The sequence below is a fragment of the Pseudoalteromonas luteoviolacea genome (genome assembly GCF_001696455.1).
In the GTDB taxonomy this organism is placed as follows: domain Bacteria; phylum Pseudomonadota; class Gammaproteobacteria; order Enterobacterales; family Alteromonadaceae; genus Pseudoalteromonas; species Pseudoalteromonas luteoviolacea_C.
The window spans coordinates 41,169-58,042 of record NZ_MAUJ01000014.1 but is presented as its reverse complement, the minus strand read 5'-3'; the positions used below and the strand labels follow the sequence as shown (position 1 = coordinate 58,042).

3 protein-coding genes (2 of these 3 cut by a window edge) are annotated in these 16,874 nt (G+C 48.0%); all 3 read right to left on the bottom strand.

The window, feature by feature from the left end; translation table 11 throughout:
* Tightly spaced (each overlapping or abutting the next), the 3 genes in view from A7985_RS23375 to A7985_RS23365 form a layout consistent with a single transcriptional unit that may run on beyond the window.
* On the bottom strand, positions 1–2,545 hold the 5' portion of the coding sequence (locus A7985_RS23375; protein WP_065792832.1) for a non-ribosomal peptide synthetase. The gene continues 7,379 nt to the left of window position 1, outside the view; 2,545 of the gene's 9,924 nt are visible here — the first part of the coding sequence; it begins with the start codon at positions 2,543–2,545; its stop codon lies off the left edge, out of view.
* Positions 2,545–15,018 (bottom strand): non-ribosomal peptide synthetase, encoded by a 12,474-nt coding sequence (locus A7985_RS23370; RefSeq protein ID WP_065792831.1) that lies wholly within the window; start codon positions 15,016–15,018, stop codon positions 2,545–2,547. The genes A7985_RS23375 and A7985_RS23370 overlap by 1 nt, the downstream gene beginning before the upstream one ends.
* Positions 15,015–16,874: the 3' portion of a non-ribosomal peptide synthetase gene (locus A7985_RS23365; protein WP_065792830.1), read on the bottom strand. The gene runs 3,003 nt beyond the window's last position; only the last 1,860 of its 4,863 coding nucleotides appear in the window; its start codon lies beyond the right edge, outside the window; its stop codon occupies positions 15,015–15,017. The genes A7985_RS23370 and A7985_RS23365 overlap by 4 nt, the downstream gene beginning before the upstream one ends.

Here is a 16,874-nt window from a genome sequence, read left to right as displayed (position 1 = left end):
TACATCCTACGACGGTTTCGGTTGGTCCATACTCATTGACATAAGTACTGTTAGGTAACCAGTTGTCACGCCATTCGACAATGGTCGAGGTCAGTAGCTGCTCCCCGCCAATAACCAGCACATGCTTGGCCGTATCATTTTTTTGCATACTTGGCTGATGCTGTAAGGCGTCCATATGTGCAGGGGTTAACTTGAACATCAAGGAGGCGTCTGTAGCGGAGATCCGCTGCGCGAGGTTATCGAGTAATTGTTCATCGCTGGGCAGAATTTCCACTGATTTACCGCAATACAAAGGCGCCAACAGAGACGTGATGGTCGCATCAAACGCCAAGGTGGTACTCATAACGGTCCCGCTGATATGGGCGGGTAAATAAGTATCTACTGTATGACTTAGGTAGTTAGAAAGGCCGCCATGGGTGATTTCAACCCCTTTAGGCTGACCCGTAGAACCCGAGGTATAAATGATATAGGCGCAGTCGGATGGGTTAACCTCTCCTGCTGGCAGCGCACTGCTTTCACTCGAGTGTTGCGAGATATCATCCACAATGATAAGTCGCTCACCAGACACTTGCTCGGCGATTGTGCGCGTGAATTCATCAGTCACTATGCATTGCGTTTGCGCATCTTTGGCCATAAATTCCAAGCGAGAGATGGGGAGTTCGGGATCCAGCGGTACGAACGCAGCGCCAAGTTTGTGAATCGCCACGATGCTGGTCAACATATCCACAGAGCGCGCCATACAGATACCCACTGCATCTCCAGCCTTGACGTTGTGTAACATCAACTCCTTTGCCAGTACGCTACTGGCAAGATCTAGCTGCTGATAAGTGAGCGTCTGGTCTTGGCAAGTGGCTGCGATTGCGTGTGGGTTCTGTGCTGCATGATGTGCAGTATGTGCAATAAACGATGTATTATCAGCCTGACTTTGCTCGCCCTCGGTAAATGTATTCAAATGCGCTTGCTGTTGTGACGTCAGTAAGCGAATGGCCTTTACGTTCTCCTGTGCGTTGTCAATGGCTTGCTCCAATAGCTGCTCAAAGCTTATCGCCATTTCCGTGACACTGTCGGCATCGAATAGATTGCTATTGTATTTCCAGCCGAGAGACAGCCCGGTATCTGTTTCATCAATGTTTAGCGTCAACTCGTAGGGGGTGGTCTCCTGACTTTGTTCGATTTTACTCAGTGTTAACCCCGCCAAATTCAGTCCCGTTGACTCCTTCTTGCGCAGGTTAATACTGACCTGTACGAGCGGTGCGTGGGCAATGCTGCGTGCTGGGCTTAAATGTTCAACCAGTGTCTCAAATGGCAGCTGTTGATTTGCATAGGCGTCGATGATGGTTTGCTTATTACCTTGTAAGTAATCGGCAAACGATTGTTCGACCCCCACATTGCTGCGCAACACCAGTGTATTGACAAAGAAGCCGATGAGACCTTCTGTATTCTGGTGATCTCGACCAGCGACAGGGGTGCCAATCACAATATCAGACTCACCACTAAACTGGCTTAACAGCAGTGAATACGCGCTGTGTAAAAACATGAATAGAGTGACATTCTGCTTTTGACAAAAATCCTGGATCTTGTTGCTCAATGGCGCGGAAATAAATCGATTAACCGAGCCACCTTCAAATGTTTGTAAAGCTGGGCGAGGTTTGTCTAATGGCAAACTATGTAAGGTTGGCAAGTTTGCCAGTTGCTGTTTCCAATATGCTAAATGAGACGCTAAGACTTCGCCTTGCAGCCAATTACGCTGCCAAGCAGCGTAATCGGCATACTGAATACTGAGCGCGCTCAGTGGGTTATCTTGCCCTGATGAATACGCACTATATAGTGCTGAGAACTCTTTAACGACGATCCCCATTGACCAGCCATCTGACGCGATGTGATGCATGTTAAATAGCGCAACATGCTCTTGTTCAGACACCTTGATCAACGTCACCCTCAGCAGGACATCCGACTCTAGGTTAAACGGTTTTACAGCGTCATCATTGACATACTGGGCGATCTGTTGCTGCTGCGCCGCTGTTTCTTCTTGACTCAGATCGATCACGGACAGCGGAACGACAAACTGCTCACGGATGGTTTGCATCACTTGTTCGCTGACTTCGTGATCAAAGGCTTCTTCAAACCCCGCGTAATTTGTTCTGAGTACCTCATGTCGTTCAATGATGGTGGAAATCGCGCGCTCTACAACTGCCACATCCAATTCACCAGAGATGTGAAATGCTGCGGGGATGTTGTACTGCGGGGTTTGCCCCTCTAGCTGTTCAATAAACCATAAACGCTGCTGAGAGAAAGACATGGGCAAGTCCCCCTGTCTACTGACAGGGGTAATGTTGGGTGCTTTTGACTTCACCAAAGCGGATGAACTTTCAGTGCTTTCTAATGTGCTTAGGTAAGCATGCAACTCGTCTTTGCGTGCCTTTACCTGCGCTTTTAGTTCGTCGCTAAACGCGCCTTTTTTGGCTCGGAACTTTAATTTATTTTGTTCAAGATAAAAGTAAACACCAGCTTTTGAAGCTTGGTTAAATAACGCTTCGATTTTCATTATAACTCCCCCATTTCAACATCTGAGTCTTGTAGTTCAGCGACATCCGTTTTGGCTTTTTCTAGTACGATTTTCATTTCAATGGCTTCGGCCAGTTTTTTGGGGTAAGGGTTTCTGAAGAAGAACCCTAACGATAGCTCGTTATCCGCGACCTCAAGTATGTCTCTCAGACCGTTTAAAACTTGAATCGCAGAGAGTGAGTTACCGCCGATTTCAAAGAAGTTGTCTTCAATCCCTACTTGTTCGTTACCCAGAACTCGCTGCCACACTTCACAGATGCTTGCTTCTAGTTCATTGGTCGGTGCAACATAATTGTGTTGTTGTACTTGGCTTTCATGCGGCTCAGGCAATGCTTTGCGGTTTACTTTGCCATTTGGCGTCAGTGGGAACCGCTCCATCAGTACAAATGCCGCAGGTATCATGTAGGTCGGCAAGTGCTCTTCGAGATACACACGCAGTCGAGATTCAACATTGTTGTCTTGTGCATCCGTTGCTTCCCATTGCTGTGTTTGTGCTTGACTGATCATGCCGCCCTCAAAGCTATACAGCATGGGTTTACCATCATGGGTTTGTTTAAACGCAACACTCCCGATGGGACATAACCCCATTTCAAAGCTGTATGCCAATTGCATGAGGCGCTGGCCGATTTCACCGACGCGTAAATAGTCAGCATGGCTACGTGTATCGCCGACAAGGAACAGAGAAAATGCAGCGCGTTCATAGGTAGACTTGTTGACACCCTCATCATTGTTCGCCGTTAAAGAGGCGTCATCAGAAACCTTGAACTGTTGGCTATCTTGGTCAAAAACGTAGAACACGTTATCTGCTTTGGTGTGCAAATAAACAGCACAGCCCTGCGTCTCTGTCGTAGCTTGACTGACTAACTTAGCTGCATCGTCTAGCGTTACCGGTTGCGGTAAGTACTGACGATAACTCTGACGCGCCAATAGCGGCACCGATGCTGTGGTGACTGTGCGCTCAATACTTGCGACAGCCAAACATTGCATCAATTGATGCGCTGGTGAGAGCGACAATGCCTCAGTTAAAGCCGCATGAGTATCTCGCGTAACCAGATTGCTCAGCGGTGCGGTCGCAAGGTGATGGTGGCCCGATGTGGCATCGAGTACCGCATGCATATGACCCGCTTCAATGGTGCTGAATCGTGCGGTTTCATTGCCATAGATTGGCCCCATTGCGTCATAATCGGCCACTAAGAATACTGCCATCGGTAGCTGCGATAATGCGTTATCAAGGTGGCCGGCAACAGGCTGATCGCTCAGGAGCTGAAGCTGGTGTTGTGCTGGATCATAGTAATAGAACCCTGACGCCAGACCATCGACGGCACCTGGGGCAAAGTACAAGTAAGTTTGCACCGGATATAGCGAGCCGGCAGATGCATAGCTGCGCTTAGGTATCGAGTGTCCCTCGACAGGAACTTGTGCCAAGCAACTTAGCCAACTGCCGAGTTGCTCCTGTGACATCGTCTGAGCGTGTTCAGACAGCTGTGCAACCGAAATAGGTGCTGCATGTTCGCTCACGTAGAGCGCACTGTGCACATCAGGCTTATGTGTTAAAGGATGTGTTTGCGAGTCTGGGATGTTTCGCAATCCTTTTTGAGATAGCTTAAACAGCAGCTTTTCTTGATTATCCTCCAACAGTGTAAATTGGCATTGGCCCTGTTCATCAACAATGGACATACCGGAAGATTGCAGGGCGTTTGACTGAGACTGCTTTGGCACAATATAAGCGGCAAGACGCTTCTTAAAGCGACTTTCGCCTACCGTGGTGACAATCGCATCTTGGATCTGGTCGTGTTTATTCAGAACAGACTCTATTTCACCCAACTCGATACGGTGACCACTAATTTTCACCTGGGTATCTTCGCGGCCAAGGAATTCGATATTACCATCAGGTAAATAGCGGCCTAAATCCCCTGTTTTATACAGACGCTCTTTGGTGTGAGGGTGTGTCACAAAGCTATTTGCCGTTTTTTGTGGATCGCCCCAATATGCTTTGGCTAAGCCAATGCCACCAATATATAACTCACCGGTCACCCAATCTGGGCACTTCGAAAAGTCAGGTTTAAGTACGTGGAATGTTTGGTTACGTAAAGGCTTACCATATGGAATACTCTTCCAATGGCTTTGTACTTCATCAATTGGATAGTAAATAGACCAAATGGAAGCCTCTGTTGCCCCACCGAGACTGATCACTTGTGCATCAGCTTTGCTACGAAGTTGGTCTGGTAGCCCAAGGGGTAGCCAATCGCCACTTAACATAAACAGTCGGATCGAGCTGCAGATACCTTCTTGCCCTTTGGTTGTGCGCAGCAGCTCATCTACATACAGCTGTGCCAATGCCGGCACTGTATTCCATAAAGTGACCTGATGACGTTCTACCAACTCTACCCAATGTGTTGGTTCCTTCTCTTTTCCTGCATCTGGCAGTACCAAGCTGCCACCACAAGCAAGGAGGCCAAAGATATCGTAGACAGATAGGTCAAAGTTAAGTGCTGAGAGCGCAATCGCGCGGTCTGCACTGCTGACGTTAAACTTATCATTAACATCCAATATCGTGTTCACGGCACCAATATGGTCAATAACCACCCCTTTCGGTGTACCCGTCGAACCTGAAGTGAAAATCACATACGCCAGATTTTCTGGAATTTCATCCGCTAAATAGTAGGCGTTATCGTTCATGATTGAGCGACAAACTGGCAGTACTTCAATGCCTTCTGGCCAATTGATCGTATCTGCAAAGTGTGGTTGTGTGAGCGCGATGTCTACCTCACCCAAGGCGAGCAGTTGCTCAATACGCTCTTGTGGTAAATTACCATCGATTGGCAGATATGCCGCCCCTGCGTACTGTATCGCCAATGCGGCAGCGACCTGCTCCCAGCCTTTTTCCATCACAATGGCAATCAACTTGTTCGGTTGTGCACCTGCCTGACGCAATTGTTCTGACATGCTGCCGGCCATCACATCGAGCTGACCATAGTTAATTGCCATGTCACTGCTCAGTACGGCAATATCCTCAGCGTGCTTGTCGAGCTGACTGCGGAACAAGCCATGCATGGTTAACTGGCTTTGCTCTGCCTGAGTGTTGTTGACTGAGTCACGAATCGTTTGCTGCTGTACAGGTAGAGATGGCGCGTAGTTGTCATGCATCGACAGCTTATCGACACTGATCCCCTCAATAAGGGATTGGTAGGCGTCAAACATGTCATCGAGCATGCCTTCAGGGAAGAGCTCATCAATTGAGTCCCAAATTAAAGTGAGTCCATCTGCGCCTTCTGACACCTGATGATCCAACCAGACTTGTGACGTTTGAGAAATACCGTAATCCTGTTTAGCAAGGGCTTCATCTCTGACTAAAAGAGGGTGTGCTTTTGCCACATCTGGGTCTGTATTACTCAGTCCTAATGCACTGGTGAAAACAACTGGCATGGTGACAGACTGGCTGCCTCCTACATAGGAGTTTAAGGCACGTAGAACGTCAATGCCGTCATAATAACGATGCTCTAAGTCTTCCCACAGCTGGCTCTGTACTAGCTTGGCGTTATCGAGTAGAGATTTATCACTTTGGGCTGCTAATTGCAGCAGCGTTAAGGACGTAAAGTCTCCGACAATTTGATTGACCTCTTCATGCATTGGCAATCGATTGAACAGCGTTAAGTTCAATGTAAATTGTGGCGCTTTACTCCAGCGTGCTAACACCTGCTGGAACATAGTTAACAAGAACACCGTGGGCGTAATGCCTGCTCGACTGGCCTTTTGTTGCAGCGCTTGCCACTCATTGTGAGGCATGCGGAAGACACGGCGCACAAATTTTGGCTCGGTGACCTCCACCGGATCTTTCACCAATGGTAATGCTGGGGCCATTGGCAGATCTTCTAAGCGCTGATGCCAGTAATCTCGTGATTTTTCGTAAATGGGCGTACCCGCTAATGCTTTTTCAGCCAATACATAGTCTCTGAAAGACAGTGACAGAGGCGCGATTTCTTTACCTGGTTGTGCATACAACTCGAGTAGCTCAGACGTGAGTACCATGCTGCTTGACGCATCAATAAGTAGCAGGTCCATACTGAAATGTAAGCGGTAATGTGACTGTCCAACTCGACTCACACGCAATTCAAATAATGGCCAGCGGCTAACATCAAATACCTGATGAGATAACTCATCTCGGATAGACGAGAGCTGCTGCTGTGCATCATCGGCGTCTCGTAAATCTAGGTATGGGATTTGGTAACGCGGCACATCTTGTAAAATACGCTGCATACCATCGTTCGAGAACTCGGCACGTAGCATTTCGTGGTGACCGATTAAACGGTTCCATACTTCTTCAAGTCGCTCCACATTCAGATCCGGCAAGTTCACTTCTGAATAACCGTGAGTAGAGACGTTACCTAAGGCAAACGCATCAGAGCGTCCCAGTAAGTAGGCTTGCTGAACGCCAGTTAAAGGGAATGGCTCATAGCGACTGCTTTCATCCGGTATGATGCGTGGCCACTCTTGCGTTTGCGCTTCTTGTTGCACATGTTTTGATAGGTACTGAGCAATACCTTCCACGTTTGGCGTGGCGAATAGCTGCTTAAGGGGCATGGACACATTAAAGGTATCCTGAATTTGCGTTCCTAAGCGCACCGCGAGTAATGAATGGCCGCCTAACGTGAAGAAGTTGTCTAACACGCCTACTTTTTCAACATTCAATAACTCCTGCCAAATGCCACACAGAGTACGTTCTGTGTCATTGCGTGGAGCCACATAATCTACGTCGCGCAACGTACTTTGATCGGGTTGTGGCAGTGCCTTACGGTTGATCTTGCCATTGGGTGTCAGAGGGAATGCATCCATCACCATGTAGGTCGTTGGCGCCATGTAAACTGGCAGCTTAGAGAGTAGGTATTCACGCAGTGCTTTACCGACATCTTCCATTGCACCATCGCCACTCGACCAACTGCGTGCTTGTTCCTCACTGATGGCACCGCCGTCAAAGCTATATAGCAGCGTCTGATCAGCGCCTGCTTTTTCAAAGGCCAAGCCACCGATGGGGCACAGACCTATGAGCAACTTAGCACTCTGCTGCATCATGCGTTGGCCCAGTTGACCGGCTTGTCGTGTTACTGCCAGTGACGGCTCCCCTTGAGAAACAATATAGAATGAGAAGCTCGCCTTGTCTGACACTGACTGCTTACCGACTACTTGACTGTTGCTCAGCAGCGGTAAATCTGCTGTCACTTGATTGAACTGAGACAGGTCCGTATCAAACAGATAAAATGCATCACTCTCCTTGTCATACATATACAGCGCCAGCGTCTCTTTGTGCCAAGTCAGTTGAGCTGCAAACTGACTTAACGCCTCAATCGTGACGGTTTTTTCACCCTTGAACTCTCGGTAACTTTGGCGTCCAACAAGTGTGAAAGTATCATTGCTGATTTGTGGGCTGGCAGTGGTGTGTGAACCGCCAAAACAAGCCATAAGCTGATGCTGTTCACTTAACTGGAGTGCCTCACTGAAAGTGCGTTCTTGTGCCAGTTGGGCTGGCGTTGCAATATTGCCCAGCGCGATGTTAGCGGTGACAGCTCCGCCTTTCAAAACGTGCTCTATGTGGCCAGCTTCAAGGGCACAGAATCGCTCTGTTCTGTCGCCATACATGGGGCCTATGGCGGCAGTATCAGCGACAAGAAAGACAAACAGTGGCAAGTCAGTGAGTTGCTCACTCACCAATTTGGCAAAGGCGGTACCTTGGTCAATGCAAATCAATGCGTGCTGTTCTGGTGCGTAATAGTAGACGCCAGGCTCAACCCCTTCGACGGCACCTTCTTTGAAGTAACAGTAAGTTTGTACTGGATATAAAGAGCCCGCAGATGGGTAGCTTCGTTTACCGATGGCTTGATCTTGAGCGTTTGTGATGGCCAGTGTAGCCAGCCATTGACCAAGCTTTGCTTGTGGTAACGCATCACGACTTGCTGCCGCTTGGATTTCTGTCAATGACATATTGTCTACGTCATTACTGATCTGTAACTCGGCATGCATATCCAGCGGTTGTGCAAACGAAATCGTTGGTGCGCTCTTCGCAAACTTTCTTAGGCCATGTTGCTCAAGCTTGAATGCTTTGCGCTCACTGCCATCCGTTAGGATCTGATACTCACCATGTTCTGACTCGGTGATTTGTGTCTCATCGGCATTGCCTGATTCAGGCACGATGTAAGCCACTAAGCTCTTGTTGTGACGGTTTTCTCCTACCGCCAACACAATGGCATCTTTGATGTCGTCATGGCCAGTTAGCGCTGATTCTATCTCGCCAAGCTCAATCCGGTGACCATGTACTTTTACTTGTGAGTCTTCACGACCTAAGAACTCAATGTTGCCATCCGCTCTATATCGACCTAAATCCCCCGTTTTGTATAGTCTTTCGCCGTTATGAGGGTTGATGATAAAGCTCGACTGAGTTTTCTCTTCGTCTTTCCAGTAGCCTTTAGCAACACCGATACCACCGATGTATAAATCACCCACAACCCAGTCCGCACATTCTCGGAGGTCCGGCTTTAAGACATAAAACTTCTGATTTTCTAGAGGTTTACCGTATGGAATGCTCTTCCAAGTGGGATCTATATTGTTAATTGGGAAGTAAATAGACCAAATGGATGCTTCCGTAGCCCCCCCTAAACTGATCACCTCTGCATCCTGACAGTAGCTGCGCAGTGCATTGGGCAGTGTCAGTGGCAGCCAATCACCACTCAATAAGAATACGCGCAATGCCAATTCAGGCACGTCGCCCAGGCGATCTAATTGCTCTGCCAATAATTGAGCGAGTGCAGGCACGGTGTTCCAAATCGTTACATTGTGCTGTGTTGCACACTCTACCCAATGGGCAGGGTCTTTATCTTTATCTGCCGCAGGCATCACAATGCCACCACCGGCGGCCAGCAGGCCAAAGATATCGTATACCGACAAATCAAAGTTAAGTGCTGACAAGGCTAAGGCGCGGTCATATTCGCCCACATTAAACTTGCCATTAATATCTAGGCAGGTATTCGCAGCCCCTTGATGGTCAATAACGACCCCTTTCGGTTCACCTGTCGAGCCCGACGTGAAGATCACATATGCCAGATCGGTGGGGTTAGGTTGGGCAAGGAATCGCGTGGTACCCGTGCGGTTAATGTCCTCTATCGCAACGGATAATACATCGACATTTGTTGGCCATTCGACCGTGTCCTGTACATCCGACTGTGTCACGACCAAGTCTACTTCACCAATACTAAGCAGCTTGTTAATACGCTCCGCTGGCAAGCCCGCGTCAATGGGGAGATAAGCGGCGCCTGAGTAGAGAATACCCATACAAGCAACGACTTGCTCCCAGCCTTTGTGCATGACAATCGCGACCAATTTGTTCGCTTGGGCGCCTTTTTGATGAAGTTGTGACGCCAAGTTGGCAGCCATCTTGTCCACTTGCGCATAGCTTAAGGTGCACTGCGGTGCAATCACTGCCGTATTGTCTGGCTTGCTTTGCACTTGCTCTAAGAACAGCCCGTGCAGTGTGCTCGGCGCCCTTGCAACATCGGTGCTATTGACGAGCGCGCGTTTGTTAACTTGACTGGTTGGTAGCCCCGGTACGTATTGGTCATGCCAATCAATACGGCCATATGCGATATCTTGAAGTAAGCCACTGTAGGCTGCGAACATTTCGTCCAACATACCTTGTGGAAATAACTCATCTACCGCATCCCAGGTCAGCGTAAGCTGTCCTTCGTTCACGTTTACCATTGAATCAAGCCAAATTTGCGAGGTCTGCGTAATCGCAAAGTCTTGTGGCGCGAGATGTGAACGTGATTGTAACTCTTTAATGTTCAGCTTCGCAGATTGATCACCTGCCAGACCTAAGGTACTGGTAAAGACCACCGGCATTGCGACTGCTTGGTGACTGGCGGACTGACGGTTTAAGGCGCGCAGCACTTCGGTGCCGCCAAAATACCTGTGTTCTAAGTCATCCCAAAGCTGATCTTGAATACGACGACTGTTGTCAAGCAGCGCTTGATCGGAACGCGCTTCAATTTCTAGCAAGGTTAACGAGGTAAAATCACCTAAGAGCATTTCTACTTCGTCATGCATCGGTAAGCGGTTAAACAGCGTTAAGTTGAGGGTAAAGCGGTTGCTCTTTGTCCATCTATTCAAAACTTGCGAGAACACAGTCAACATAAACACGGTAGGGGTGAGTTGCCACTCATTGATCCGCTGTTGTAATTGCGTCCATGCATCGGCTGGTAGGTAGTATTGGCGACGCACAAATTTAGGCTCATTTACCTCTGAAGGATCTTTTGCCAGCGGCAAAGCTGGTGCCATTGGAATGTCTTCTAAGCGTTTTGTCCAATACTCTTTGGCATTTTGATACAGCGGCGTTTCTTCTAGCTGTTGCTCGGCTAGGACATAGTCACGGAACGACAGGTTGAGCGGTTCAAACTCTTTATTAGGATCAACGTATAACTCTAAGAGCTCTTGTTTTAATATTCTTGAGCTCGAGCCATCGATGAGTAACAGGTCCATACTAAAGTGCATACGGAAATGCTCATCACCGATACGAGATACCCGCAGTTCAAATAATGGCCACTGCTCAACATCAAATACTTGGTGAGAAAGCTCATCTCGTATGGCAAGCAAAGACTGCTCTTTGTCGTGGGCTTTCAGGTTTCTCATATCATGAAAAGCGATATTGTACTCAGGCACTTCTGGGAGAATTTTCTGTGTGCCACTTTCTGAGAATTGGGTTCTCAGTACGCCGTGGCGTTCAATCAGTCGATTCCAAGCCAGCCCTAGGCGATCTAAATCTAGTCCTGGGAAGTTCACTTCCGAATAATAGTGTGCAGCGACATTACCTAAGGAGAACACATCAGAGCGACCGAGTAGGTAAGACTGCTGTACACCCGTTAGTGGGAATGGCAAATCGGCAAGTTCTTCATCTATTTCAATTCGTGGCAACGGTGAAATAAGCTCTGCACCTTGGTTTTCTTCTAGATATTTTGCTAACCCTGCAATCGTTGGGGTATCAAACAATTGCTTGATCGGTAATGGTTGCCCTAATTCATCTTGAACCTTGGCACCCACGCGTACAGCAAGCAAAGAGTGCCCCCCCAATGAGAAGAAGTTGTCATGAATGCCCACCTGATCGATGGCCAGCACATCTTGCCAAATATCACACAGGGTTTCTTCAATGTGATTGGTTGGTGCGACGTAGGCTTCTTTTCTTAAGTCGCCTTCTGCGGGCACTGGCAAACTACGGCGGTCAATCTTACCGTTGTTATTCAATGGCATTGAATCTAAGATCACCACGACACTTGGGACCATGTACTCAGGGAGGATCTTTGAAAGTGTATCTAAATAGGTGGCGATTAACGCTTGTTTGGTTTCTTGATAATCTTCAGCCTCTTCATCAAGGGTGTCTGTGGGCACGACATAAGCAACAAGGCGAGGTTCAAACCCTGCATCTTCTCGACATAAGACCGCTGTTTCTTTGACGCCTTCAATTAACGACAGTTGATTTTCGATTTCACCAAGTTCAATCCTAAAGCCTCTCAATTTGACCTGATGATCGACTCGACCTAGGAACTCCAAATTACCATCTGGCAGCCAGCGCACTAAATCACCGGTTTTGTACAAGCGCACGGATTTCTGGCCAAGGTGGTCACACTCAATAAAGCGTTGTTGCGTGAGCTCAGCATTGTTTAAATAGCCTCTAGCCAAGCCCGTCCCTGCAATGTGTAGCTCTCCTACCGCCCCGATTGGCTGGACTCGCAGTTGAGGGTCAAGCACATAGAGTTGGATATTGTTGATTGGCTTACCAATTGGAATGGTGTTGAGCTGAGAACGGTTCGCACAATCCCAATAAGTGACGTCGATAGCGGCTTCTGTCGGTCCGTATAGGTTATGCAGTGCAGCGCTTGTGCCCGAGTCATAAAAGGCGTTTACCTGACCTTGGGTCAAAGCTTCACCACTACAGAACACGTACTTAACACTCTCACATGCAGCCCAATCCACGGTGTCTAGCATGACCTTAAGCATGGAAGGAACATAGTGTAATGTGGTGATCCCATGGGCTTTAATCAGTTCAGCTAGGTATTCCGGCTCTTTGTGTCCACCTGGCTTGGCAAAGACTAATTGTGCGCCAACACTGATCGCCCACAAGAGCTCCCATACTGACACATCGAAACTATAAGGCGTTTTTTGCAGTACTTTATCGCCATTGCTCAGTGGATATTGGCTTTGCATCCAGTCAAGTCTGTTTACAATCGCCTGATGCTCTATCATGACGCCTTTTGGGTTACCCGTAGAGCCTGAGGTGTAAAGGACATAACTGAGGTTGTTCGCTGTCAGGTTGATGCTGTCAACATCAATGTTATCTTGGCGATAGGTGGCCAGCGTTGTTTGTATATCTTGCTCATCCAGACAAACGGTGAGCTGCTCATCTAATGGCAGCACGGATTTTAATGCTGAGTGTGTCAGGATGATGTTGGCACCGCTATTCTCGAGTAGATAGCTTAATCGCGCCGCTGGGTAATCTGGGTCGAATGGGACATAAGCGCCGCCGGCTTTCAGTACGGCCAAAATGGCCACAATCATCTCGGTCGAACGCTCAAAACACAGCCCCACTAAACTATCTGGTTTTACGCCTTGCGCAATCAAATAAGCTGCCAGTTGGTTCGCTTTACTGTTTAATTGAGAGTACGTCAGTTGTGCGTCTTCAGTGGTAATGGCAATGGCATCAGGTTGTAAGCTAACCTGAGTTTCAAATAGTGTGTGTAAGCATGCATTTTCAGGAAACTCAGCCGCAGTGTCATTCCATTGCTGGAGTAGTTGAGTCTGCTCTTGCTGGCTTAAGACATCGATGTGTTTTAAAGATAACGTTTCGCCATGCTTTGCCATCGCGATCAACACATTCTCTAGGTGCCCTGCCAAGCGCGCGATTGTTTCTTTACCGAATTGATCTGAATAGTAATCCAGTTTCACACTCAGGGTGTCATTGTGATGTGCAATGAGGGTTAATGGGTAGTTTGTTTGTTCATATCCGCCTGAATTGCTGATCGTCACACCCAAATCATCATCACTGCCCTCGCGAATTGCGGTCGGGTAGTTTTCAAACACCAAGACGCTGTCAAATAAGTTCATGCCGTTCGGTACTTGACTTAATTGCTGAATATCAGCCAAGCCTAAGTAGCTCACATCTTCACAATCCGCATGATTTTTTTGCAGGAGTGTGAGTAACTCAGGCAGCGTATTACATTGTTCAAAGTCGATACGAACTGGCAATGTGTTAATGAACAGCCCGATCATGCTTTCAATGCCATCCAGCTCCGCTGGGCGACCGGAGACGGTTGAGCCAAACACGACATCTTGTTCACCACTGTAACGACTTAATAGTAGGCCCCATGCCGCTTGCAGCAATGTGTTCATCGTGCAGCGGGATGTCTTCACCAGTGACTCAAGGTCTTTGGTTAATGATGCTGTCAGCGTTAATTTATGCGTGCAGTGCTTGCGTTCGGTCTCCTCAGACACCTCACAAATGTCTTTCAGTTGATCGACCCTTAACGGTGTAGGTGCGGTGATCCCTTGTAATTTCTGTTGCCAGAAGGTTTTTGCTTGTTCTTTATCTTGCTGATACAACCAGCCAATGTACTTTTCATACTCTGGTGTAACGGGTAAATCAGGAGATTTCTGTTCCAACAACGCACGATAGCAATCCATTACCTCTTGGAACACGATAGGCAAACACCACCCATCTAATAAAGTATGGTGGTGACTCCAAACGAAATGATAAGTGCTGTCACTGATCCGGATAAGGGTCAAGCGCATCAAAGGGGCATTATCAAAGTCAAATCCGGTCTCTTTATCTTGCGTTCGAAATGCTTGTAGCGCCTCTTCCATGCCTCCTTGTAACCTTTCTCGCCAATCAAGGACTTTCAGAGGGGTGTCGACACTGTTATGAACGAGTTGGTGTATCTGCTTTTCGGCCATACCAATGAAAGATGTGCGGAAGATAGCATGACGCTGAATAATGTATTGCCAGGCACCTGTGAAAGCCTCTATGTCCAAGTCGCCTTCCAAATCACAATAGGCGATAGAAGTATATGAAGCACTCCCTTCCATCAGGCCGTGGAAGATTAAGCCTGATTGCATAGGCGTAGCAATATAAATATTTTCGGTTTGAGCCGTTTGCAAAGCAGGTGACGCGAGGATTTCATCTGATAGCACAGCCCATGGGAAATCAGAGCGTGTTAAGACGTTCAAACCCGTTGGTTGAGCGCCCAAAACAACTTGCTCTTTGTTTAAGAACTCGATGATCTCTGGTTTGTGTTGCTTAATTTGCGCTAACAAGTCGGCATGTTTTGTGGTGTCTAATCCAACCACTTTAATGTTATCGTTTTCAACAGATAACTGGATCCCTGCTTGGCGGCATTCTTTTACAATATTATAGGCATTCATATGCTAAGTTCCTCGACCACTTTTTTATTTTTAGTCTTTGAGTGTTCATTTTTTAGTTTCAATGTGTTCAGCATCAAGCAGTGTTCAACGCAGGCAATGAGGCATTGCTCCAGCTGCTGTGCGAACAGAGAAAGTTGTTGCTGGTTAAAGTGTTCCTGGCTCCCCCCGATTTGGAAGCGCAGTGTCTCGTTCTGTACAGAACCTGTCAGGGTCAGATCAGCCATTGGACGGTTTTGTTGACTGATGTTATTACCCGGTTGATTTTCATCGATTTGAAATGGTCCACCCTCCTTGATCCCAGCATCAATTTGACCTAAATAATTAAATATGACTGACGGCTCTGAGCTGCCGTCAAGTTGTAAACTGTCCACCTTGTGGCTGTGTCGCAGTAGCCCATATCCCACGCCTTTATTAGGAATGGTGCGATATCGCTCTTTGACTGCTTTAATCGTGTCTCCAACGAGGTTGTCATCGTCGTTTGCGACGGCGAGACGAAGTGGGAAGAGCGTGGTAAACCAACCTACGGTGTCGCTCACATCTGCGTGTTCGAACCACCCCTCTCGGCCATGCCCTTCTAACGTGATTGATAACTCATTGCGCTGTGCGAACTGTTTATAAGCAAGCATTAGCGCGGCCAGCAACAACTCATTGACCGTGGTGCGGTAGGCGTCGTTACACTCTCCCAAAAGCAGCATTGAGCGGGTGCTATCTAACTGCGCAGCGGCCTGTAGCGTCTCGCTTGTTGTGGATTGCTCAGTCTTGCGCTCTGATTGCGCTGGCGGAAGCTGTTGTTGCCAAAAAGGCAGCTCGTCTTGCACGTCTTGCGAACTTGCAAGCGTTTGTAATAATTCACTCCAGGTCTGATACGACGTGGTTTTCGCGCGCGGTGTAATGGGTTTATTGGTTGAGAGCTGCGCCCATATGTATTCCAGATCAGCAAATAGAACGCGCCATGAAACACCATCAACGACGAGATGGTGGATGGTGACAAATAGCTTGTTGTTCCCCCCCGGCATTTTAAACAATGCCGCTTTGATTACCGGTCCGGTAACAATATCCAACTGCTGTTGAAGTGCGTGACAGTTTTGCTGCATCCGCGCTTGTGCCTCACTCGGCGTTAAGGCACTCATATCGAATACCTCGTGTGACTGTGCCAGCATCGATTCTTCAAATTCAGCAAAGTAAGCTGCCGAGGGGGCCGCTTGCTGATTCGAAAAACGCAGTCGAAAGACATCATGCTGCATATACAGTGCGCGTGTGAGCTGTGATAAATGCGCCGCCTCGAAATCCTCTGGCGTCGACATTAAGACTGACTGGTTATAGTGGTTAGGTTGGGCTAACTGTAGGTCAAAAAACGCGCTTTGGATCGGCGTCAATAATAACGCGCCCTGACATGGCTTTTGCTCTGCCTCAAGTTGGGTATCGGCCGTATAAAGGTCATTGCGCTGAATATAATCTGCCAATGTTGCTACCGTTTGGAACTCAAAAAGCTGCTTCACTTTAAAATGAAGGTTGGCTTTTTTGGCTCTCGATACCACTTGGATAGATACAATAGAGTCCCCGCCCATCGCAAAAAAGTTGTCGTGGATCCCCACCTTTTTAAGGCCCAGTACGGTTTGCCAAATATCACATAGGGTGTGCTCTATGTGATTGCGCGGCGCAACATACTCAGATTTATTCAGGTCACTTTCTTCTGGTGCAGGCAGTGCACGTTTATCCACTTTGCCATTGGCAGATAAGGGGAATTGCGCCATCAAAATGATGATATTGGGCACCATATAGTCTGGCAGCTCTTCTTTGAGCGCTGCCTGTAGTGCTTGGGTAAGTGCTTTTCGATCATCGGCCTCATGCGCCTC